At 72.6% G+C, this 21,647-nt stretch carries 17 protein-coding genes and 1 pseudogene; 10 read left to right on the forward strand and 8 right to left on the reverse strand.

The genetic code is table 11. The features are described from left to right. Nucleotides 1-41: 41 nt before the first annotated feature. Nucleotides 42-1,808 carry a glycoside hydrolase family 6 protein gene (locus M8C17_RS23795; RefSeq protein WP_252418786.1) on the forward strand — a complete coding sequence of 589 codons (1,767 nt, stop codon included), beginning with the start codon at nt 42-44 and terminating at the stop codon, nt 1,806-1,808. 120 nt (nt 1,809-1,928) lie between these two features. On the opposite strand, the gene M8C17_RS23800 is transcribed toward M8C17_RS23795, so the two are convergent. From M8C17_RS23800 to M8C17_RS23820, 5 genes are all read right to left on the reverse strand, one after another. Then, nucleotides 1,929-2,315, reverse strand: coding sequence for a hypothetical protein (locus M8C17_RS23800; RefSeq protein WP_252418788.1), 387 nt, complete (start codon nt 2,313-2,315; stop codon nt 1,929-1,931). A gap of 140 nt (nt 2,316-2,455) precedes the next feature. Then, entirely contained in the window at nt 2,456-2,764 is a 309-nt protein-coding gene (locus M8C17_RS23805) for a hypothetical protein (protein WP_252418790.1), read from the reverse strand. 16 nt (nt 2,765-2,780) lie between these two features. Beyond that, nucleotides 2,781-4,442 (reverse strand): sodium:solute symporter family protein, encoded by a 1,662-nt coding sequence (locus M8C17_RS23810; protein WP_252418792.1) that lies wholly within the window; start codon nt 4,440-4,442, stop codon nt 2,781-2,783. A gap of 186 nt (nt 4,443-4,628) precedes the next feature. After that, the gene (locus M8C17_RS23815) at nt 4,629-5,528 is read right to left on the reverse strand and encodes a hypothetical protein (RefSeq protein ID WP_252418793.1); all 900 of its coding nucleotides are present in this window, start codon (nt 5,526-5,528) and stop codon (nt 4,629-4,631) included. 11 nt (nt 5,529-5,539) lie between these two features. Then, nucleotides 5,540-6,136: a hypothetical protein gene (locus M8C17_RS23820; RefSeq protein ID WP_252418794.1), complete on the reverse strand. Its 597-nt coding sequence runs from the start codon at nt 6,134-6,136 to the stop codon at nt 5,540-5,542. Nucleotides 6,137-6,382: 246 nt separating this feature from the next. Between M8C17_RS23820 and M8C17_RS23825 the strand changes: the two genes are divergently transcribed. From M8C17_RS23825 to M8C17_RS23860, 8 genes and pseudogenes are all read left to right on the forward strand, one after another. Beyond that, on the forward strand, nt 6,383-7,870 hold the full coding sequence (locus M8C17_RS23825; protein ID WP_252418796.1) for a catalase: 1,488 nt from the start codon (nt 6,383-6,385) through the stop codon (nt 7,868-7,870). Nucleotides 7,871-8,112: 242 nt separating this feature from the next. Next, nucleotides 8,113-10,595, forward strand: a pseudogene (locus M8C17_RS23830) (nitrate- and nitrite sensing domain-containing protein). Next, the gene (locus M8C17_RS23835; protein WP_252418798.1) at nt 10,595-11,017 is read left to right on the forward strand and encodes a roadblock/LC7 domain-containing protein; all 423 of its coding nucleotides are present in this window, start codon (nt 10,595-10,597) and stop codon (nt 11,015-11,017) included. The pseudogene M8C17_RS23830 and the gene M8C17_RS23835 overlap by 1 nt, the downstream one beginning before the upstream one ends. After that, entirely contained in the window at nt 11,007-11,396 is a 390-nt protein-coding gene (locus tag M8C17_RS23840) for a DUF742 domain-containing protein (RefSeq protein ID WP_252418800.1), read from the forward strand. Before M8C17_RS23835 ends, M8C17_RS23840 begins: the two co-directional genes overlap by 11 nt. Next, a complete protein-coding gene (locus tag M8C17_RS23845) occupies nt 11,377-11,979 on the forward strand; it encodes an ATP/GTP-binding protein (protein ID WP_252418801.1) in 603 nt (200 codons plus the stop codon). Before M8C17_RS23840 ends, M8C17_RS23845 begins: the two co-directional genes overlap by 20 nt. A gap of 84 nt (nt 11,980-12,063) precedes the next feature. Further along, entirely contained in the window at nt 12,064-13,101 is a 1,038-nt protein-coding gene (locus tag M8C17_RS23850; protein WP_252418802.1) for a beta-propeller fold lactonase family protein, read from the forward strand. Nucleotides 13,102-13,265: 164 nt separating this feature from the next. Beyond that, nucleotides 13,266-15,020, forward strand: coding sequence for a substrate-binding domain-containing protein (locus M8C17_RS23855; protein ID WP_252418804.1), 1,755 nt, complete (start codon nt 13,266-13,268; stop codon nt 15,018-15,020). 214 nt (nt 15,021-15,234) lie between these two features. After that, nucleotides 15,235-16,719: a sugar transferase gene (locus M8C17_RS23860; protein WP_252418805.1), complete on the forward strand. Its 1,485-nt coding sequence runs from the start codon at nt 15,235-15,237 to the stop codon at nt 16,717-16,719. Between the two features lie 19 nt (nt 16,720-16,738). Here M8C17_RS23860 and M8C17_RS23865 read toward each other — a convergent pair whose 3' ends face one another. Then, entirely contained in the window at nt 16,739-17,869 is a 1,131-nt protein-coding gene (locus tag M8C17_RS23865) for a PP2C family protein-serine/threonine phosphatase (RefSeq protein ID WP_252418806.1), read from the reverse strand. Nucleotides 17,870-17,927: 58 nt separating this feature from the next. Between M8C17_RS23865 and M8C17_RS23870 the strand changes: the two genes are divergently transcribed. Beyond that, nucleotides 17,928-18,569: a MarR family winged helix-turn-helix transcriptional regulator gene (locus M8C17_RS23870; protein ID WP_252418807.1), complete on the forward strand. Its 642-nt coding sequence runs from the start codon at nt 17,928-17,930 to the stop codon at nt 18,567-18,569. 26 nt (nt 18,570-18,595) lie between these two features. Here the strand turns inward: M8C17_RS23870 and M8C17_RS23875 are convergent, their stop codons facing one another. Next, a complete protein-coding gene (locus tag M8C17_RS23875) occupies nt 18,596-20,269 on the reverse strand; it encodes a PP2C family protein-serine/threonine phosphatase (RefSeq protein WP_252418808.1) in 1,674 nt (557 codons plus the stop codon). Between the two features lie 125 nt (nt 20,270-20,394). Then, nucleotides 20,395-21,633 (reverse strand): ROK family transcriptional regulator, encoded by a 1,239-nt coding sequence (locus tag M8C17_RS23880; RefSeq protein WP_252418809.1) that lies wholly within the window; start codon nt 21,631-21,633, stop codon nt 20,395-20,397. Nucleotides 21,634-21,647: the final 14 nt, after the last annotated feature.

The raw sequence follows: 21,647 nt of genomic DNA on the forward strand, positions 1-21,647 counted from the left end.
GGCCGTACGCGAGCCCGGTCTCGCCCAAGGAGATCAGTGGCATGAATGTGTGGAGAAGGCTGTCCGGCCAACGCCGGGCCCTCGCGCTCGCCGGCGCGGGCGCCCTGGTCGCCGGCGGGTTGGTGACCATACCGGTCACCGTGGCGCACGCCGCGACGCAGTGCGACGTCGCTTACTCGACGAACGACTGGCCCGGTGGCTTCACCGCGAGCATCACCCTCAAGAACCTCGGCGACCCGGTCAACGGCTGGAGCCTCGGCTGGACCTTCCCGAACTCCGGCCAGCGGGTGCAGCAGGGCTGGTCGGCCGAGTTCACCCAGTCCGGCAGCCAGGTCACCGCGCGCAACCTGCCCTACAACGGCAGCCTCGCCACCGGTGCGTCGATCAGCCTCGGCTTCAACGGCGCGTGGAGCGGCAGCAACCCCAAGCCGACGTCGTTCACCCTCAACGGGGTGACCTGTAACGGCGGCACGACGACGCCGCCGACCACCCCGCCGCCCACCACGCCACCGCCGACCACGCCGCCCCCGACCACGCCGCCCCCCACCGGTAGCAAGGTGGACAATCCGTACGCCGGGGTCCGGGGATACGTGAACCCCGAGTGGAAGGCCAAGGCGGACGCCGAGCCGGGCGGCAGCCGGGTCTCCAACAACCCGACCGCGGTGTGGCTGGACCGGATCGCCGCCATCAACGGCACCCCGGACAGCAGCTCCAACGGCGCCTTCGGCGTGCGTCAGCACCTGGACGAGGCCCTGCGCCAGGGCGCCGGCTACATCCAGTTCGTGATCTACAACCTGCCCGGCCGGGACTGCTCCGCGCTCGCCTCCAACGGTGAACTGGGGCCGGACGAGCTGCCGAAGTACAAGGCCCAGTACATCGACCCGATCGCCGCGATCCAGGGTGAGTCGAAGTACAGCAGCCTGCGGATCATCAACGTCATCGAGATCGACTCGCTGCCGAACCTGATCACGAACACCTCCGGGCAGGCCGGCGGCACGGCGATGTGTGACACCGTCAAGGCCAACGGCGCGTACGTCAACGGCGTCGGCTACGCCCTGGCCAAGCTGGGGGCGATCGGCAACGTCTACAACTACATCGACGCCGGCCACCACGGCTGGCTCGGCTGGGACACCAACTTCGGCCCGACCGCCGACATCCTGAAGACTGCCGCGGTCGCCTCCGGCAGCACGGTGAACAACGTGCACGGGTTCATCGTCAACACGGCGAACTACTCGGCCCTGCGCGAGCCGTACGTCAAGATCACTGACAACGTGAACGGCCAGACGGTGCGGCAGTCCAAGTGGATCGACTGGAACTACTACGTCGACGAGCTGTCCTTCGCCCAGGCGTTCCGCGACAAGCTGGTCTCGGTCGGCTTCAACTCCGGCATCGGCATGCTGATCGACACGTCCCGCAACGGCTGGGGCGGCTCCGCGCGGCCCACCGGGCCGGGCGCGACGACCAGCGTGGACACCTACGTCAACGGTGGCCGCATCGACCGTCGCCTCCACGCCGGCAACTGGTGCAACCAGGCCGGCGCCGGCCTCGGTGAGCGGCCCCGGTCGAACCCGGAGCCGGGCATCGACGCGTACGTGTGGGTGAAGCCCCCGGGTGAGTCGGACGGCTCCAGCCAGCTGATCCCGAACGACGAGGGCAAGGGCTTCGACCGGATGTGCGACCCGACGTACACCGGCAACGCCCGCAACGGCAACAACCCGAGCGGCGCCCTGCCGAACGCGCCGATCTCCGGTGCCTGGTTCTCGGCGCAGTTCCAGGAGCTGATGCGCAACGCGTACCCGGCTCTCTGACCGGGTCGCTCCCGCACCACCCGCCGTCGGCAGTAGGTGAGGCACTGCCGGCGGCAGGTCCCCCGGGTCCCCGGTCCGACCGTCACGGTCGGGCCGGGGACCCACCCTCGTGCGCCGGGCTCAGGGCACGGTGCGTTCGATCGCCGCCCGGCCGTGCTCGGCCAGGTCGCGGCGGGCCTTGTCCAGGTTCTCCGGGGTGAGGTCCTGCCCTCGGGCCATCACCAGGTCCTCCGGCTCCCAGGGCTGCTCCGCCCCGGTGCGGATGTTGTCCCCGCCGGCGCCGGTACCCGTCCCGGTCGCGCCGGTGCCGGCACCGTACGGGTCACCGATCAGGTCGTCGGTGTCCGGCGCGAGATCGCCGGGCCGGTCGCGGGGCTCGGTGAAGGCCGGGGTGTCCCGGTCGGGGCCGCCCCCGGTCCGCAGCTGCGGGACGGTGCTGTCGTCGTCCACCGCGGAGGCCACCTCCTGGCTCTCCTCCAGCGGCGGTCGGCGCTCGCGATCGGTCATGGTGCTGCCTCCTGTGTCCGACACGTTGCCTGATCCCCCTCGCGTACCCCCTGCGGCGGCGGCCATGCACGGCGCCGGCGGGGACCCGAGCGGCCGCGCGCCGACCACCCTCCGGGGCGGCCGGCGCGCACGGCGGTCGGTCAGGTGCCGGGTTGCTTCTCGTTGGGCGCCGGCGGTTCGGCCGGGCGCAGCCACTGCCAGAGCAGCATGAACAGACCGAAGGCGAGCATCACCAGCCCGGCCCACAGGTTGATCCGAACGCCCTCGGCCTTGTCGATCTCCGCACGGCTGTCGAAGACGCCGATCAGCGCCACGATGACGCCGTACGCCACGAAGAGCCCACCGATCACCCGGCGGATGTCGAACAGCCTCGCGGCGGCGGAGCGGCGCTGCTCCTCCTGCGTCTCGTCGATCAGCGGGTCCTGTGCCGGCTGGCCGTCGTTGCTCATCTGCCGAACCCCTTTCCTAGAAGACCGGGATGTAGAACAGGGCGGCCAGCGCGACCGCGATCACGCCGAGCAGCACGGGGGAGCGGTACCAGACGGCGTCACCGGCGAGCACGTCGCCCTTCAGGTCGACACCGCCCATGCCGTAGACCAGCCCGCGCAACTCCTCGTCGCGTTTCGGTGCCGTGAGCGGGGTGAGGATCGCGGCGACCACCACCGCCGTGGCGAACGCGAGGCCGGCACCCCAGAAGCTCTCCTCCAGGTCGGAGTTGAAGTGGACCACCCCGCCCTTGTAGAGCAGGTAGAGGCTCAGCGACACGAGGGTGCCCAGCAGCAGCGACCAGAAGCCGGCCAGCGCGGTCATCCGCTTCCAGAACATGCCGATGATGAACGTGGCGAACAGCGGCGCGTTGAAGACGGAGAAGAGCGCCTGGATGTAGTTCATGATGTTGCTGAACCCGGACGCGATGAACGCGGTGCCGATGCCGACCACCACAGCCGCGACCGTCGCCCACCGGCCGATCCGCAGGTAGTACTCGTCCGAGCGGTCGCGGCGGATGTACGCCTGCCAGATGTCGTAGGTGAAGACGGTGTTGAAGCCGCTCACGTTCGCCGCCATGCCCGCCATGAACGAGGCGAGCAGGCCGGTGACCGCCACGCCGAGCACGCCGTTGGGGAGCAGGTCACGCATCAGCAGCGGGATCGCGTTGTTGTACTGGAGGTCACCGCTCTCGGCGCCGAGGCCCTTCACCGTCACCAGGGCCACCAGGCCGGGGATGACCGTGACCAGGGGGATGAACAGCTTCGGGTACGCGGCGATGATCGGCGTACGTCGGGCGGCGCTCATGTTCTTGGCCGACAGCGCCCGCTGCACCTCGGCGAAGTTCGTCGTCCAGTAGCCGAAGGAGAGCACGAAGCCCAGCCCGAAGACGATGCCCAGCCAGTGCGCGCCCAGCGGGTTGGCGGTGGTGCCGGTGTTCTCCCAGGCGTGCAGACCCGCCTCACCGAGCTTCGAGTCGCGGACCGCGTCCATCAGCCCGTTCACCCCGCCGACCTTGACCAGGCCGATCACGGTGACCGGGATGAGGCCGGCCAGGATGACGAAGAACTGGAGCACCTCGTTGTAGATCGCCCCGGACAGACCGCCGATGGTGATGTACGCCAGGACGATCGCCGCGCCGACCACGATCGCGGTCCAGAGCGGCCAGCCGAGCAGTGCCTGCATCACCAGGGCCAGCGCGTAGAGGTTCACCCCGGCGATCAGCACCTGCGCGACGGCGAAGCTGAGCGCGTTCAGCAGGTGGGTGGGGCGGTTGAACCGCAGCCGCAGGTACTCCGGCACGCTGCGGACCTTGGAGCCGTAGTAGAAGGGCATCATCACGATGCCCAGGAAGACCATCGCCGGCACCGCGCCGATCCAGTAGTAGTGGACCGTCATCACGCCGTACTGGGCGCCGTTCGCGGCCATCCCGATGATCTCCAACGCGCCCAGGTTGGCCGAGACGAAGGCGAGACCGGTCACCCAGGCCGGCAGGGACCGGCCGGAGAGGAAGAAGTCCACGCTGGTCCGGATCGCCCGGCGGGCGGCGAAGCCGACCCCGAGGACGGTGACGAAATAGAGGGCCAGGATGAGGTAGTCCAGGCCGTTCATGTCGAGCCGGAGGCCGCCGCCGTCTTCCATCCCGCCACCCCTCGTCCGCCGCCCGTGTCGGTTACGCGGGCGGCGTATTACCCCGCGCGGGTGGTTTCACGCCTCCGTGTCGCGTCCGGCGTGTTGTGGGCTGCTCGGGCCTTCTCGTCCGGCTTCTGTTCCGCGACGAGGGGGCGCCCCGGCCGACCGGCCGGGGCGCCCCGTTGGTGCCGTCGCTCAGCGACCCAGCACGCGGTCCAGGAAGTCCCGGTAGCGGCGCACCGCCACCCGCAACTGCTCGGTGTCCGACGAGCCGGCGTCCTGCCACCCGCCGAGCGTGGTCTTCTGCGCCGCCAGCGCGGAGGCGAGTGCCTGGATGGCCTCCTCCACCAGCGCCTGTGCCTCACCGGCGGCGGCGTGCGGATCGTCCACGAAGCGCAGCTGCACGTCGCGCCAGCGGTCCCGGAACGCCTGTGCCGTGTCGGCGTCGAGCAGCGTGGCCGGCTCGGCCGCTACGGTCGACCCGGTCGGTAGCGCAGTCCCCGCGGAGTGCAGCGAGGTGCCGGAGGCCCGCCCGGCGAGCGCCGGGTCGGCGTCCGGCGAGACCGCGTCCGGGTCGACCATCTCCGGCGCGGCGCTGCCGTAGGCGGGCGCGGCCGGATCGGTACCCCGGTTGTCGTCGGTGTCGGTGTCGGTGTCGCGGCGGTGCAGCTCGGCCGTCGGATCGGCGCGCAGGCCCTCCCGCTCGCCGTCCTCGGCGCCGTCGCCCGGCGTGGCGGTCCGCTCGGCCCGAGGGTCCGGCTGGTCCTCGGGGCGCGGGCTGGCCAGGGCGGATGCCGCCACCGCGTCGGCCACGGTGGTGGCGCCGAACACGGTCGGCAGCGGCCCCGGCTCGTGGAACTCGCCCTCCTCGGTACGCTCGGCGGCCCTGTCGTCCCGACGGTCGTCCCGTCCGCCGGGGCCGTCGGTGCGCTCGTCGGCGAGGGACGGGTCGTCGAAGGTGCCCCGGTCGTCCAGGACGTCCTCGGGCACGTCCGGGTGGCCGGCGGCCCGGTCACCGGTCGGGGGAACCGGAACCGGTGCGGACCGGACGGCCTCCGGATGGTCGTTGCTCACCTGCTGCTCTTCCTGGCGCATCGGTGGCCTCCTCAGCGGCTCGTGGCGTCGTGCGGGGTGTCCGGGTGGCGCTGTTCCGGCGTGCGGTGGCCGACCGGCTCCTCGCCGAGCAGGTCGGCGAAGAGTGCCCGGTAGTGCACGACCGCCTGGCGCAGTTCCTCGGTCGTGGCCTCGCCCCGGGAGTTGCGCAGGTGGATCTCGTGCGCGTCCCGGTAGTGGGTCAGCGTGCGCGCGTGCTCGACGGAGAGATGGGCGGTCTGGTCGGAGAAGTCCCCGGTCGGGTAGCCCCGCTCCTCGACGAGTCGGGTGACCAGTTCGTCGGCGTCACCCACGGTCTCGCTCGGCGAGTCGATGAAGCGGACCTGAAGTTCCTCCCAGGCGGCGGCGTAGCGGGCCCGGGACTCCGGGCTGAGCGGGGTGAGTGTGAGTTCGGCGTGCCGGCGTTCCCGGTCGCGCAGCTCGCGCTCCGCGGCGGACCGGCTGTCCTGCTCGGCCACCACCCGGTCGTACTCCGGCCCGAACCGGTTGCGCAGGGCGCGGCGTCGGGCGAGCGACCGGGCGGCCACGGCCAGCGCCGCGACGATCACCAGCACGACGAGCACGATGACGATTATCTGCGTGGGCGACATGGGCTCCTCCTTCGTTACCCGGTATTCCCTCCGCGTACTGATCGCCAATCCCGATCGGGGGGACTTTCCTCGCCGGGCCGCGTCCGATGTCGGGAGTTTCTTGCCGGCGGAGGCGCGATGACGAGGCACACAGCGTCACGTCCGGCTAAAACTTGACTCATTCCAGAAAACGCGCTTGGGTGGTTGGAGCCGGTCGGATCCGACGGCCCGCCCCCCGCACCGAACAGAAACACCTGGAGGAGAGCGATGAGCGACCAGGCCGAGAAGCCGATCCTCACCACCCGGCAGGGTCACCCCGTGCACAACAACCAGCAGCAGCGGACGGTCGGCTCACGTGGCCCCGCGACGCTGGAGAACTACCACTTCCTCGAGAAGATCAGCCACTTCGACCGGGAGCGGATCCCGGAGCGGGTCGTGCACGCGCGTGGTTTCGTCGCGCACGGTGAGTTCGAGGCGTACGGGACGATCGGTGACAAGCCGGCGGCGACGTACACCCGCGCCAAGCTGTTCCAGACCAGGGGCAGGAAGACCCCGGTGACCATCCGGTTCTCCACCGTCATCGGCGGTCGGGACTCCTCCGAGGCCGCCCGCGACCCGCGCGGCTTCGCGGTCAAGTTCCGCACCGAGGACGGCAACTGGGACATGGTGGGCAACAACCTCCAGGTCTTCTTCATCCGCGACGCGATCAAGTTCCCCGACGTGATCCACTCGCTGAAGCCGGACCCGGTGACCTTCCGCCAGGAGCCGAACCGGATCTTCGACTTCATGTCGAACACGCCCGAGTCGATGCACATGCTGACCTGGCTCTTCTCCCCGTACGGCATCCCGAAGAACTACCGCACCATGCGCGGCTCCGGCGTGAACACCTACCGTCTGGTCAACGCCCAGGGCGAGGCTGTGCTGGTCAAGTTCCACTGGATGACCCAGCAGGGCGAGCACAACCTCACCCAGGCCGAGGCCGACGCCATCCAGGCCACCGAGCTGGGCCACGCCTCCAAGGATCTCTACGAGGCGATCGAACGCGGCGAGTACCCGCAGTGGGAGCTCAACGTGCAGATCATGAGCGACGACGAGCACCCGGAGCTGGACTTCGACCCGCTCGACGACACCAAGGTCTGGCCGGAGGAGCAGTTCCCCTACCTGCCCGTCGGCATGATGACGCTCAACCGCAACATCACCGACCACCACAACGAGAACGAGCAGATCGCCTTCGGCACCGGCGTCCTGGTCGACGGCATCGACTTCTCCGACGACAAGATGCTGGTCGGCCGGACCTTCTCCTACTCGGACACCCAGCGCTACCGGGTCGGCCCGAACTACCTCCAGCTGCCGATCAACCGGCCACGCGAGGACGTCCAGGTCAGCACCAACCAGGGCGGCGGCCAGATGTCGTACGGGGTGGACAACCGGGGCGGCAACCCGCACATCAACTTCGAGCCGTCCTCCGTCGCCGGCCTCCAGGAGGCCGACGAGTCCTACCGGGAGTACCGGCCGTTCGTCTCCGGGCAGATCATGAAGGCCCCGATCGAGCGGCAGAACAACTACTCGCAGGCCGGCCGCCGCTTCCGGGAGATGGCGGACTGGGAGCGCGACGACCTGATCCTCAACCTGACCACGCTGCTGGCCCAGTGCGACAAGCACATCCAGGAGAAGATGGTCTGGCACTTCAGCCAGTGCGACGAGACCTACGGCCGACGGGTCGCCGAGGGGCTCGGCATCTCCGCACAGGCCTGACCCGTACCGCACCACCGCGAGCGCCCCGCCGGTCCGCCGGCGGGGCGCTCGCCGTGCCGGGCGGGGTGCATTTCGGAGCGTCGATGTCGGCGCGACGGGCGGTAGTGCAACGGCCGACGATTACGTATCCTGCCCAAGGCGCCCGCGCCGGTGCCCGGCTTCCTGGCCGGGCGCAGAGCCGGCCGGCGCGTTGCCCGGCGGTGCCGGCGCCCCTCCTGCCACCCCTGTACGGGCGAGGTCTGATGAGAACCCGCGACTGGCCGATCCGCTCGAAGCTGACCGCGTTGGTCGTCGCGCCGGTGACGGCGCTGCTGGCGTTATGGATCTTCGCGACCACGCTGACCTTCGGTCCCGCCCTGCACCTGCTCTCCGCCCGCACCCTGCTCTACGACCTGGGCCGCCCCGGTGAGGCCGTGGTCACCGAACTGCAACGCGAACGCCGGCTCTCGGTGGTGCAGCTCGCCGGCACCACCGCCCTGCCCGCCCTGACCGAGCAACGGCAGCGCACCGACCGGGCGGTTACCGAGCTGCGCCGCCGGGTCGACGGGGAGGAGTTGCGCGACGCCGCCGACGACCTGCTCGACACCCGGGTCGACCAGCTGGTCACCGCCCTGGCGGCGCTGCCGGCCGGCCGTGACTTCATCGACGACCGCAAGGTCGACCGGGCCGGCGCGATCGGCCTCTACAGCGGCATGATCTCCTCGGCCTTCCAGGCGTTCGCCGGCATGGCGAGCCTGGACGACCCCGACCTCAACCGGCAGGCGCTGGCGCTCACCGCGCTGGGCCGGTCCCGCGAGCTGCTCGGCCAGACCGACGCCCTGCTGGCCGGGGCGCTGACCGCCGGCCGGTTCGCCGAGGGGGAGCACACCCAGCTCGTGCAGGCCATCGGCAACCAGCGGTGGCTCACCGAGAGCGCGGTGGCCGACCTGCCCGAGGCCGGCCGGTCCGCGTACCAGCGGTTGACCGAGGGTGCGGCGTTCACCCGGCTGCGCACGATGCAGGACACGCTGGTGGCGGCCAACCGCACGGGCCGGCCGCCGGTGGACGCGGCGAGCTGGCAGGCCAGCCACGACGCGGTGCAGCAGCAGCTACGTGACTTCGAGCTGGCCGAGGCCGACGGGCTCACCGACCGCTCGGTGCCGATGGCCGTCCGGATCCTGGTCCGCCTCGCCGCCGCCGGGCTGCTCGGGCTCGTCGCCGTGGTGGTCTCGGTGCTGGTGGCACTGCGGGTCGGCCGCACGCTGGTCCGACGGCTCAGCGGCGTCCGCACCGCCGCCCTGGAGCTGGCCGAGCACCGGCTCCCGGACGTGGTGACCCGGCTGCGCCGCGGCGAGCAGGTCGACGTCGCACGGGAGGCGCCCCCACTGGAGTACGGCCACGACGAGATCGGCGAGGTCGGGCGGGCCTTCACCGAGGTGCAGCGCACCGCCGTCCAGGCGGCGGTCGACGAGGTGACCCTGCGCCGCGGGCTCAACGAGGTCTTCCTCAACATTGCCCGGCGCAGCCAGGGCCTGGTGCACCGGCAGTTGCACCTGCTGGACCGGATGGAGCGACGCGTCGAGGACCCGGACGAGCTGGCCGAGCTGTTCCAGGTCGACCACCTCGCCACCCGGCTGCGCCGGCACGCCGAGGATCTCGTCATCCTCGCCGGCTCCGCGCCGGCCGGGGCTGGCGCAACCCGGTCGCGATGGTCGACCTGATCCGGGGCGCGATCTCCGAGGTCGAGGCGTACGACCGGGTGGACATCACCTCCGTGCAGCCGGCCGGTGTGCTGGGCCGGGCCGTGGGCGACGTCATCCACCTGCTCGCCGAGCTGATCGAGAACGCCACCGCCTTCTCCCCGCCGGACACCCGGGTCACCGTGACGGGGGAACCGGTGGCCAACGGCTACGCCCTGGAGATCACCGACCGGGGGCTGGGGATGTCCGCCGCGGCGCTGGAGGCGGCCAACACGCGGCTGGCCAGCTCACCCGAGTTCGACCCGGCCCAGAGCGCCCGGCTCGGCCTGTTCGTGGTTGCCCGGCTGGCCGCTCGGCACGGCGTACGGGTGCGGCTGCGCCCGTCCGGGGAGGGCGGGGTGAGCGCCGTGGCCCTCATCCCCACCGACCTGGTCACCGCCGAGCCGCCGGCCGGCCCCGACCCGACCGCGCCCGGCTCCGCGCCGGTCGGCCCGGACCGGCGTCTGACCCGCACCGGCCGTCGGGCCACCGTGCCCCGACCCAGGGTGGGCCGCAACCGACCGGCCACCGCCGGTGCCCGGTCCACCGGCACGCCGGCTCCGGACGCGCCCCGCGCGAACGGATCGGCCGGTGGCGGGCAGGACGATCACGAGTCGGCGGTCACCGTGCCGATCACCGTCGAGGGGGCCGGTGGCGGTGCGACCGACCGGGTGCCGCCCGCCGGCGAGACGGCGGACGAGCTGGACGGGTTGCCCCGCCGGGTACGACGGCGTACGCCCGCCACCCGGCCCCGGTCGACCGTCACCGACACCCCGACGCCCCGATCGCCGGAGGAGGTGCGCCGGGTGATGTCGGCCCTCCAGGCGGGCACCGCCCGGGGCCGCGCCACCGTTGTGCCCCCGGCCTCTCCGGCCGCCCCGGACGCGCCCGCCAGCGCGGACCCGCCCACCGGTCCGGCCGCCGATCCGAAGCCCGCCTCACCCGCCGCCACAACCGGACCGGCGGCGGCATCCGAACCCCTGACCGCGAGTGAGAGGGACGCCTAGTGCGGCATTCGACGAAGCAGAGCGCCGGCCTCGACTGGCTGCTCGACGAGTTGGTGGAACGGGTACCGGCCGCCCGGGAGGCGGTGGTGCTCTCCGCCGACGGGTTGCTGCTCGGCTCGTCGGCCGAACTGGAGCGCTCCGACGCCGAGCACCTCTGCGCGCTCGCCGCCGGCTTCTCCAGCCTGGCCAGGGGCGCGAGCCGGCACGTGGACGGCGGGCCGGTGAGGCAGACCGTGGTGGAGATGGAGTCGGCGTACCTCTTCGTGACCGCCGCCGGGCAGGGCGCCTGCCTGGCCGTGGTGAGCGACGCTGACGCGGACATCGGGCTGGTCGCGTACGAGATGGCGATGCTCGTGATCCGGGTGGGAGAGAACCTGACAGCGTCGCCCCGGCCGTCGGCGGGTGCCGGTGATGCGGGCTGAGCCGCCGGGGCCCCAGCACGAGTGGCTGGACGGCGAAGCCGGCCCGGTAGTGCGCCCGTACACCCTCACCGGCGGCCGGGTACGCTCCGCCGTCGATGGGTTCGACCTGGTCGCGTTCGTGCTGGCCACTTCGGACCTCGACCCCGCGGGCGACCCGCGGCTGCTTCCGGAGCACCGGCGGCTGGTCGCGCTGGCCCGCCAGCCTGTCTCGGTGGCCGAGTTGGCGGCCGAGCTGGACCTCGCGATCGGGGTGGTCCGGGTGCTGCTCGGTGACCTCCTCGCCCAGGGCCTGGTCGCGGTGCACGAGCCGCCGGCCGCCGGCCACCTTCCCGACGACGACATCCTCAAGGCGGTGGTCAGTGGACTCCGTGCGCTATGACCATGCGGGATCCGACACCAGGATCCCGCTGGCACTGAAGATCCTCATCGCCGGAGGCTTCGGAGCGGGCAAGACGACGCTGGTGAGCGCGCTCAGCGAGGTCCGGCCGTTGCAGACCGAGGAGGTGCTGACCGGCGCCGGGATCGGCACCGACGACATCTCCGGGGTGGAGGCGAAGTCGACCACCACGGTGGCGATGGACTTCGGTCGGATCACCATCAACGAGGACCTTCAGGTCTACCTGTTCGGCACACCCGGCCAGGACCGGTTCTGGTTCCTGTGGGACGAGTTGGCCTTCGGGGCGCTCGGCGCGGTGGTGCTCGCGGACACCCGCCGGTTGGCCGACTGCTTCCCCTCCATCGACTACTTCGAGCAGCGCGGCATCCCGTTCGTGGTGGGTGTCAACTGTTTCGACGATGCCCGGCGCTTCAACCTGGAGACCGTACGCCGGGCGCTCGACCTGGACCCGGACGTGCCGATGGTGCTCTGCGACGCCCGGGACCGGCAGTCGGGCAAGATGGTGTTGATCTCTCTGGTCGAGCACGTGGCCCGGCAGCGTGGGGAGCCGGTGCCGGCCGCCTGATCCGGGCACCGCAATGGCGGTTAAGGTGCCGGCTCGGCGGGCAGGCTCTGGTTGGATCGGGGGATACCGGCGGAGGGGTGGGACGTGAGTGGTCAGGGCGAGGTCGTCCACATCGGGGGTTACACCGCGCAGAGCGGCGGGCGGGGCAGCGGCATCGTGGCGGCCCGCCGTGACCCGGCCACCGGCGCGCTGACCCCGATCGGCACGGTGGCGGTCACCCCGTCGCCCTCCTTCCTGGTCCGGCACCCCACCCAGCCGGTGCTCTACGCGGTCAACGAGCTGACCGACGGCGAGATCAGCGCCTGGCGGGTCGGGTCGGACGGCGCGTTGGAGCCGCTGGGCAGCCGGTCGACCGGCGGCGCCGAGCCCTGCCACCTGGCGGTGCTGCCCGACGGCGGCCACCTGGTGGCGGCCAACTACGGCGGCGGCAGCGTCGCGGTCTTCCCGTTGGACCCGCAGGGCGTTCCGGGGGAGCGCACCGACCTGGTGGTACACGAGGGCCACGGCCCCGACCCGGAGCGCCAGGAGCGGGCGCACACCCACATGGTCTCCCCGGGGCCGGGCCGGGAGCCGCTGCTCGCGGTGGACCTGGGCACCGACTCGGTCTACCGGTACGACCTGGACGGCGCGAGCGGGCGGCTGGTCCCCCGCGGGCCACGGATGCACACGACGCCCGGCACCGGGCCCCGGCACCTGGCCCGCCACCCGGACGGGCGGCGCTGCTACCTGGTCGGCGAGCTGGACGCCTCGGTCACCGCGTACGAGCTGACCGACGACGGCGCGCTGCACCAGCGCGGCCGGGTCGACGCGAGCGAGCGGACCGGCCACGTCCAGCCGTCGGAGGTTGCGGTCAGCCCGGACGGCCGGTTCCTCTACGTCGCCAACCGCGGGGTGGGCACGGTCGCGGTCTTCGCGTTGGCCGGCGAGCTGCCCGAGCTGGTGGCCGAAGTGGACACCGGTGGCGAGTGGCCCCGGCACTTCGCGATGATCGGGCAGCACCTCTACGTCGCCGACGAGCGGGCGGACATGGTGCGGGTCTTCCGGCGGGACGCCGACACCGGCATCCCGGTGCCGATCGGGGAGCCGGTGCCGGTGCCGAGCCCGACCTGTGTGCTGCCGTGAGCCGCGGAGTCGACGGGCGAGACGTGAGGGTGACCCGGATTTGACCACACCACGGGGCCACTCCGTCACTGTGCGTCGTTAAACGGCGATCAACTGTCTCTCCTGAGTAACTTTAGTCCGAACGGTTATGGCAGGGACGGCATCTATTACGCAAGATGGTCACCGTGTCAGCAGGCCGCCATCGCATGCGTTCGAAACTCCATCTAGCAGCCGCCGCCGCGACGGCGACGGTTCTCGTCGTCACGACCGGCGTCTGGTTCGGCTACCGCGAGCTGATCCAGCCCAGCTGTTCGGGGGAGATCCGGCTCGCCGTGGCGGTCGCCTCCGAGCTCGCGCCGGCGGTTGACGCCGCCGCGTCCCAGTGGACCAAGGACGGCGCAGCGGTAGGCGGCACCTGCATCCGGGTGGACGTCTCGGCGTCCGACCCGGTCGACGTGGCCGCCGTGATGGCGGCCAAGCACGGTGCCATCCTGGCCGGGGTGGGACAGGCCAGCGGCACCGCCGTCACCCCGGACGTCTGGGTGCCGGACTCCTCGATGTGGCTGCTGCGCCTCAAGAAGGAAGCGACCGCGTTCGCTCCGACCAACGGCGCGTCCATCGCTCGCAGTCCCATCGTCGTCGCGATGCCCGAGCCCGTGGCCGCCCGGTTGGGCTGGCCCAACACGAAGTTCACCTGGACCGACCTGCTCAAGCAGGTCAACAGCAGCAAGCCGTTGCGCACCGGGATCGTCGAGCCCACCCGGGACGCGGCCGGCCTGTCCGGTCTGCTCTCGCTGACCACGGCCGCCAGCGCCGCCGGCGGCGACGCCCAGCGCAACACCGTCGGCGCGCTGCGGGCGCTGGCCACCGGGCGTTCCTCGCTCCGTAACGACCTGCTGGCCCGCTTCCCGACCGCCAAGGACCCGACGTCCATCGCGAGCGGTCTCGGTGCGGCGGCGCTGTCCGAAGAAGACGTGATGGCGTACAACAGCAAGGAACCGCCGGTCAAGCTCGCCGCGCTCTACATGGAGCCGGCGCCGATGCCGCTGGACTACCCGTACGCGGTCCTGCCCGGCATCGAGCCGTCGAAGGCGTCGGCGGCCCGTGTGCTGTTCGAGCTGCTCACCACCCCCACGTTCCGCAACCGGCTGGCGGCGCAGTCGCTGCGCGCGCCGGACGGCAACTGGGGCTCCGGCTTCAAGGCGCCGCAGGGTGCTCCGAGCCCGGCCGGCGGCGCGTCGACCGCGCCGGCGACCGGCGGCACCGCCGCGGGCGGCCTCGACCCGGCAGCCATACAGCGTGTCGTCACGAGCTGGTCGGTCGCCACCCAGTCCGGCCGGATGCTCTGCGTCATCGACGTCTCCGGCTCGATGAAGGACGAGGTGCCCAGCGCCAACAACCGCAGCCGGGAAGAGGTCACCGTGGACGCGGCCCGCCGCGGCCTCGGCCTCTTCGACGACTCCTGGTCGATCGGGTTGTGGACCTTCTCCACCAAGCTGGTCGGCAACCGGGACTACCGCGAGCTGGTGGGCATCGGCCCGCTCTCGGGTCAGCGGGCGCAGCTGGAGGCGGCGCTCGGAACGATCAAGCCGTCCAGCGGCGACACCGGGCTCTACGACACCATGCTCGCGGCGTACAAGACGGTGCAGGCGGACTGGCAGCCCGGCCGGGTCAACTCGGTGGTGCTCTTCACCGACGGCAAGAACGAGGACGACAACGGCATCAACCAGGCCCAGCTGCTCGCCGAGCTGAAGCGGCTCGCCGACCCGGACCGGCCGGTCCAGGTCGTGATGATCGGCATCGGTGAGGGCGTCAGCAAGGCCGAGCTGGAGTCGATCACGAAGGTGACCGGCGGCGGCAGCTTCGTCACGAAGGACCCGACCGAGATCGGCTCCATCTTCCTCAACGCCATCGCGCTGCGCCCCCCGGCGCCGCGCTGATCCGACGCACAGCACGAAGGGGCCCGTCGTACCGCGATCCGGTACGGCGGGCCCCTTTTCGTCCCTCCAGGATTGCGGAAAAGTGACGGCAATACGTCGGAAGTAATCGGCGACGATAGTTGTCGGGGCAGGATGTCGACGTGTTCCGGCATTGTCGGTCCGCCTCCGGCCCGACCCGTCGACCGGGGCCGTCCTGAGCAGAGTGGGAGGGCCGGTGACCGCTGCGACACTGTTGACCCCCGCCAGCACGTCGGCGAAGCCGGACGGTCGTCCGGCCGGGCTGGTGGCGCGCGCCGACGAACGGTCCTACATCCGGATCCTGGTGGTGCTGGACACCACCATCCTCATCCTCGCGCTGCTCGTCGGGTACGTCGCCCGCTTCGGCGACGAGGAGCCCAGCGGCTCGAAGATCCCGTACGTGCTGGTGGCACCCGGTCTGGTGCTCGCCTGGCTGATCTCCCTGAAGGCGCTCGGCTGCTACGACGACCGGGTGATCGGCTACGGGGCGGACGAGTACCGCAGGGTCAGCACGGCCAGCCTGCGGCTCGCCGGGGCGATCGCCATCGCCGGGTACATCGCCGACGTCGGGGTGTCCCGAGGCTTCCTCGGCATCTCCTTCGCGGTGGGCACCGTCGGGCTGGAGGTCGCCCGCTTCGCCGCCCGCAAGCGCCTGCACCGGGCACGCTCGCGGGGCGCCGGTTGGTCCCGGAAGGTGCTGGTGGTCGGCGACACCGCGCACGTGCTGGAGCTGGTGCACACGTTGCGCCGCGAGCCGTACGCGGGTTACCAGGTGGTCGGCGCGTGCATCCCGGACGCGCTGCTGGCGCCGGTGGCGCAGCGGCTGGGGGACGTGCCGGTGGTGGGATCGTTCCGGGGCATCCCGGAGGCCGCCACGGCGATCGGCGCGGACACCGTCGCGGTCACCGCCTCCGGTGAGCTGACCGCCACCCGGCTGCGCCGACTCGGCTGGCAGTTGGAGGGGACCGGTGTCGACCTGGTCGTGGCGCCCGCGCTGACCGACGTGGCCGGCCCGCGGATCCACACCCGTCCGGTCGCCGGGCTGCCGCTGATCCACGTCGAGGCGCCCGAGTTCCGCGGTGCGCGCAAGCTGGTGAAGGGCTTCGTCGACCGGTCCGCCTCGTCGCTGGCGCTGGCGGTGCTGCTGCCCCTGATCGCGGTCATCGCGCTGGCCATCAAGCTGGACACCCGAGGCCCGGTGCTGTTCCGACAGGTCCGCGTGGGCCGGGGCGGGCAGGAGTTCGGCGTGTTCAAGTTCCGCACCATGGTGGTGAACGCCGACGTGCTGCTCGGCGAGCTGGCCGCCCGCAACGAGACCGACGGCCTGATGTTCAAGATGCGCGACGACCCCCGGGTCACCCGGGTCGGCCGGCTGCTGCGGAAGTGGTCGCTGGACGAGCTGCCGCAGCTGGTCAACGTGCTGCGGGGGCAGATGAGCCTGGTCGGCCCGCGTCCGCCGCTGCCCTCCGAGGTGGCCCGCTACGACGGCGACGTGGCGCGGCGGCTGCTGGTCAAGCCCGGCATGACCGGTCTGTGGCAGGTCAGCGGCCGGTCCGACCTGAGCTGGGAGGACGGCATCCGGCTGGATCTCTACTACGTGGAGAACTGGTCCCTCGCCGCCGACCTCACCATCCTCTGGAAGACCTTCGGCGCCGTGCTGAAGAGCCGCGGCGCGTACTGACGGCCGGCCGGCGGGCCGGTCACGGCTGCGGGCCGGTCCAGTCCAGGCAGACCACCACCGCGTCGTCGACGAGATCGCCGGAGACGAACGCGCGCAGGTCCCCGATCAGCGACCGTACGGCGTCCAGCGGCTCCATCGGGCCGGTGCGCCGCAGGAACCGGTCCAGCGCCGTCTCGCCGTAGCGCACGTCCCGCCCGGTGGCGTCCACCACACCGTCGCTGACCACGAAGAGCCGGTCGTTGCGCTCCAGCGTGATCCGCTGCTCGTGGTAGTCGGTGGCCTCGAACATGCCGAGCGGGAACTGCGCCTCCAGCGGTTGCTCGCTGACCTCGCCGTCGCGCAGCAGGACCAGGCGGGGCGAGCCGGCGTCGACCACGGTCATCGCCCCGGAGCGCAGGTCCAGCTCCATCAGCAGCGCGGACAGGTGCCGTTCACCCCGGTACTCGTCGTAGAGGGCCTGGTCGGCGAGGGCCGCCTGGTCGGCGAGGCTGAGCCCGGCCCGGCGGGCGTTGCGGAGCGCGTGGGTGGCCAGCGAGGTGAGCAGGGAGGCGGCGACGCCCTCGCCGCTGCCGTTGACGGTGGACAACCAGAGCCGCTGCCCGTCGTCGGACCAGTCGAAGCTGTCGCCCCGCACCGCGTACGCCGGCTCCAGCTGCCCGGCCAGACTGAACGAGGGCCGGATGCGGCTGCGGCCGGGCAGCAGGTCCCACTGCATCTCCGCAGCCAGGGTGAGCCGCTGGCTGCGTCGCGCCGCGCGGTAGACGTCGGTGCCGGCGGACACGGCCGCCAGTTCGTGGGCGAGAGCGGTGGCGATGTCGGCCAGCTCGCCGAAGAGGGTGGGGTCGTCCTGGACCGGTCCCAGTCGCAGCACGCCCCGACGCTCGCCGCGCATGCTGACCGGAAACCAGGCGATGTCGTCGGCGAGCACCGGTGACTGGTGGTCGAAGGCGCGCCAGGCGGGGTGCCCGGGACCCGTGATGGGGTCACCCTCGGTGAGCGGCAGGAGCTCCGAGAGCCGGTAGTCGACCTGGTACAGCTCCGCCTCGGTGATGCCGTACGACCCGGCCAGAACGTCCGCGATTCCGCCCACAAGTTGGTCGGCGGGTGTCTCGTTCAGGGTACGTCGTGCCCGATTGACCGGTTCACTCATCACCGCTCCCTTGATCAAAGCTCGACCACCAGTGGGTTCGGAGTAGTCTCGGGCCACCATGGCCGAACTGAACGGTCCACCGGACCCCGAGACGAGTATGGCTGCCGCACTGGACGCGGTGGCGGGTGCCCTGCTGTCGGTGTGGGAGTCCGCCCGGGAGGGCACGGCCAGCCGGGTCTCCGGAGCTCAGCTACGGGCTGTGATGGTGGTCGAGCAGTTCGACGGGATCAACCTGCGCCGGCTCGCCGCCCGACTCGACATGCTGCTCAGTTCCGCCAGCCGGCTCTGCGACCGTCTCGTCGCCGCCGGAATGCTGGAGCGCGAGCCGGGCCGCTTCGATCGGCGGGAGATCGCCCTGCACCTCACGCCCGAGGCCCGCCGGCTCCTGGCCGAGCTGCGGGCCGACCGTGAGACGAAACTCGCCGTCGTGCTGGCCGGGATGACCCCGGCGGGCCGCGACGCGCTGCTGCGCGGCATGCGGGAGTTCGACGAGACCGCCCGCCGGCTGCAGGCTCCGAGCGTGCCGGCACCGGGCGGCCCGGACGACCCGCACCGGCCGACCGGGCAGGGGGAGGACTGGCCGGAGGAGCCGGACCGGCCGACCCCGGCGGTGTGGCCGAGCCGCACGGCTGGCCCGGAGCGGATGGGAGCATCCCGGGAGCAGCCGACCGGCGAGCCGCCGGTGGCACGCACCGCCTGATCCCGCCGGCGGCCGTGGCCGGTTGGTCACGCCGACGCCGAGGCGCACACGACCAGCACCGCGATGTCGTCGTGGGCCTGCCCGTTGAGCCACTCGTCGACCAGCTGGAGCAGCCGGTCGACCAGCGCCGCCGGGGGCAGCCCGGCCGCCGAGAGGAGCGCGGCGCGCAGCCGTGCCTCGCCGAACACCTCCGCGCCGCGCGGTCCTCCGCGCGCCTCGGTCACCCCGTTGGTGTACGCCAGCAGCAGGTCACCCGGGGCGAGACGCACCCGGGTCTCGGCGAACCGGGCGGCTGCCAGCGCGCCGACCGGCATTCCGCCGACCGGAACCGGGGTGACCGTGCCGGCAGTGGTCAGCAGCAGCGGTGCCGGATGGCCACCGCCGGCGATCCGCATGTCGATCCCGGCCGGTAGGCGGTCCAGCGAGCCGAGCAGCAGGGTGGTGAACTGGCTGCGGCGCGCCGCGTCGGGCGCGTCGAACAGTGCCTGGTTGAGCAGCCGGATCAACTCCAGCGGGCGCTGCTCGACCAACCGCAGCGTCTGCAGCGACTGGCGGACCCGCCCGGTCAGGACGGCGGCGTCGACGCCCTTGCCGCACACGTCCCCGAGCGCGAACAGCGCACCGCGAGGGTGCGGGAACACCTCGTAGAAGTCACCGCCGATGCGCAGGGTGTCACCCGCGGCCCGGTAGCCGCCGGCCATGCTCACCCCGGCCACCGGGGGCAGCGCCGGCGGGAGCAGGCTGGTCTGCAGCACTCGGGCCAGGTGGGCCTGCTCGTCGTACAGCTCGGCGGCGGCCAGCGCGGCGCCGGCCCGGGTGGCGAATTCGCGGGCCAGCTCGACGTCGCGCCGGTCGAAGGCGGCCCGCCCGGCCCGGCGGATCAACAGCAGGGCACCGGTCGGGCCGCCCGCGCTGAGCATCGGGCTGACCAGCACCGTGCCCGGCTGGCCGAATCCGGGCGGCAGCACGTTGGCCAGGTCGGCGAACTCCGCGTCCGACCACGGGCCCGGCTCGGTGGGCTCGCCGTCCAGCGCCTCGCTCAGCCCGGGCACGCCGCCGGTCAGCGTCGGTTCGGCCAGCCCGGCGACCGGGGCCGGCTCGCCGTCGGCGTACCGGATCCAGTTGACGTGCGGCTCGCTCGCCAGTGGCGGGCGGTGCAGCACCACGGCGGCGTCGGCCAGGTACGGCACGGCGAGTGTCGCGGTGGCCCGGAGCGTCTGGTCCCGGTGCAGGGTGAGCCCCAGCCGGCTGCCGGCCTGGGCGAGGAAGGCGGTGCGGGAGCGCTCGGCCAGGAGGGCGTCGGTGCGGGCGTGCTCCTCGGTGACGTCCCGGATGTACCAGGCGTAGCGGCCGTCGGCGAGCTGTCGCCGGGCGCCGCGCAGTCGCCGGCCGCCGTGCTCGGCCTCGAAGCTCTCGGTGCCGTCGGCGATCGCCCGGGCCAGCGACGGCACGGGGCACCGGGACAGGTCGACGCCCGCGGTGATCTCCGGGAGCAGCTCCGTCGCCATGGCGTTGACCAGGGTGACGCAGCCGTTCGCGTCGGTCGTCAGCACAGCCTCGGCGAGCCCGTCGAGCAGCTCACGGGCCAACCGGGGGTCGGCCGGCAGCGGACCGCCGGTGGACCGCCGGGTCGCTCGGCGGGACGCCTGGCCACCGTCGCTCGCCGGGCCGGTGATGCCGCCCCGTCGGGTCGTGGTCACCGCCCGACGCCGGCCCGCGTCTGACGACCTCTGCGCATGCTGCTCCTGGCTCCTCGCCTGGGGATCGTTGCGTGAGGGCAAGCGTACCGAGCCCCTCCGACCGCCGCCCAGAGCGGCGGGCCGGCTCAGCCGCAGCGGGCCAGCCAGCCGCCTGGTCGAGCGACGATCCGGCGGACCACCGAGCCGGCCGCGCCCACCACGGCGGCCTCCGCGCCGAGCGTCGACGGTCGGACCGTGACCGGTGACCAGGCGGCGGTGAGCACCCGGGCCGCGATCTCGGTGAGCACCGGCGGGCACAGCCAGGGTGCCAGCGGCGCGTACCCACCGCCGAGCACCACGGTGTCCAGGTCCAGCAGGTTGACCACGCCGGCCACCGCGACACCGAGCGCGGTCCCGGCGTCGCGCAGGGCCCGCAGCGCGGCGTCGTCGCCCGCCTCCGCCAGCTCGGCCAGCCGGACGGTCGCCGTGTCCGCGGGAAGCTCCGCCCGGGCCAGGCCGGCGGCGGCCACGATCGCCTCCTGGCCGGCGTACTGCTCCAGGCATCCTCGTCCGCCGCAGCGGCACGGGCGGCCCTGCGGGTGGACCGGCAGGTGCCCGATCTCGCCGCTCCAGCCGCGGACGCCGCGGAACAACGCGCCGTCCAGCACGATCCCGGCGCCGATGCCGACCTCGCCGGAGATGTGCAGGAAGCTGGCCGGGCCGGGTGGCCGGGAGTGCAGCTCGCCGAGCGCGGCGAGGTTGGCCTCGTTGTCCACCATCAGCGCCGGTACGCCGGGCACCTGCTCGGTCAGCGCCGGGTGCTCGGCGAGCAACGCGGGTACCGCGACGTCGCGCCAGCCGAGGTTCGGCGCGAGCCGGACCAACCCGGCGTCGTCCACGAGGCCGGGTACGGCGAGCGCGGCCCCGGCCAGGGTGAGGCCCTGCCGGTCGGCGTCGGCCCGGGCCCGCCCGGCCAGCTCGACGAGTCGGGCGAGGGCGTCGGCGGGGTCGACCGGGCGCAGGTCGGCCCGGTGCACGGTGCGGTGCCGCACCTGACCGGCGAGGTCCACGACGCAGACCGCCAGGTAGTCGACGTTGACCTCCAGGCCGAGCCCGGCCGGCCCGTGGTCGGCGAGCACCAGACCCCGGGCCGGTCGGCCGGCGCCGGCCCGGGGCGCCGGATCGGCCTCGCTGACCAACTGGCCGGCGAGCAGGTCCTCGACCACCGCGGAGACGGTGGCCCGGGTCAGGCCGGTCGCCGTGGCCAGGTCGGCCCGGGACGGGGGTCGGTCGGCGGCGGCGATCCGGCCGAGGACCAGGGCGAGGTTGAGTTCGCGCAGGCTGCCCTGACGGGCGGCGCCGGCCGGGGCGTGGGTGGGGCTCACCCCTTGACAGTGCC

The organism is Micromonospora sp. RHAY321, from assembly GCF_023896955.1.
Lineage (GTDB): Bacteria > Actinomycetota > Actinomycetes > Mycobacteriales > Micromonosporaceae > Micromonospora.

What these genes read in the sequence shown, in the direction of transcription:
- M8C17_RS23795 (WP_252418786.1), top strand. Translation starts at nt 42, where the DNA reads ATGAATGTGTGGAGAAGGCTGTCCGGCCAACGCCGGGCCCTCGCGCTC.
- M8C17_RS23800 (WP_252418788.1), bottom strand. Translation starts at nt 2,315, where the DNA reads ATGACCGATCGCGAGCGCCGACCGCCGCTGGAGGAGAGCCAGGAGGTG.
- M8C17_RS23805 (WP_252418790.1), bottom strand. Translation starts at nt 2,764, where the DNA reads ATGAGCAACGACGGCCAGCCGGCACAGGACCCGCTGATCGACGAGACG.
- M8C17_RS23810 (WP_252418792.1), bottom strand. Translation starts at nt 4,442, where the DNA reads ATGGAAGACGGCGGCGGCCTCCGGCTCGACATGAACGGCCTGGACTAC.
- M8C17_RS23815 (WP_252418793.1), bottom strand. Translation starts at nt 5,528, where the DNA reads ATGCGCCAGGAAGAGCAGCAGGTGAGCAACGACCATCCGGAGGCCGTC.
- M8C17_RS23820 (WP_252418794.1), bottom strand. Translation starts at nt 6,136, where the DNA reads ATGTCGCCCACGCAGATAATCGTCATCGTGCTCGTCGTGCTGGTGATC.
- M8C17_RS23825 (WP_252418796.1), top strand. Translation starts at nt 6,383, where the DNA reads ATGAGCGACCAGGCCGAGAAGCCGATCCTCACCACCCGGCAGGGTCAC.
- M8C17_RS23840 (WP_252418800.1), top strand. Translation starts at nt 11,007, where the DNA reads ATGCGGGCTGAGCCGCCGGGGCCCCAGCACGAGTGGCTGGACGGCGAA.
- M8C17_RS23865 (WP_252418806.1), bottom strand. Translation starts at nt 17,869, where the DNA reads ATGAGTGAACCGGTCAATCGGGCACGACGTACCCTGAACGAGACACCC.
- M8C17_RS23870 (WP_252418807.1), top strand. Translation starts at nt 17,928, where the DNA reads ATGGCCGAACTGAACGGTCCACCGGACCCCGAGACGAGTATGGCTGCC.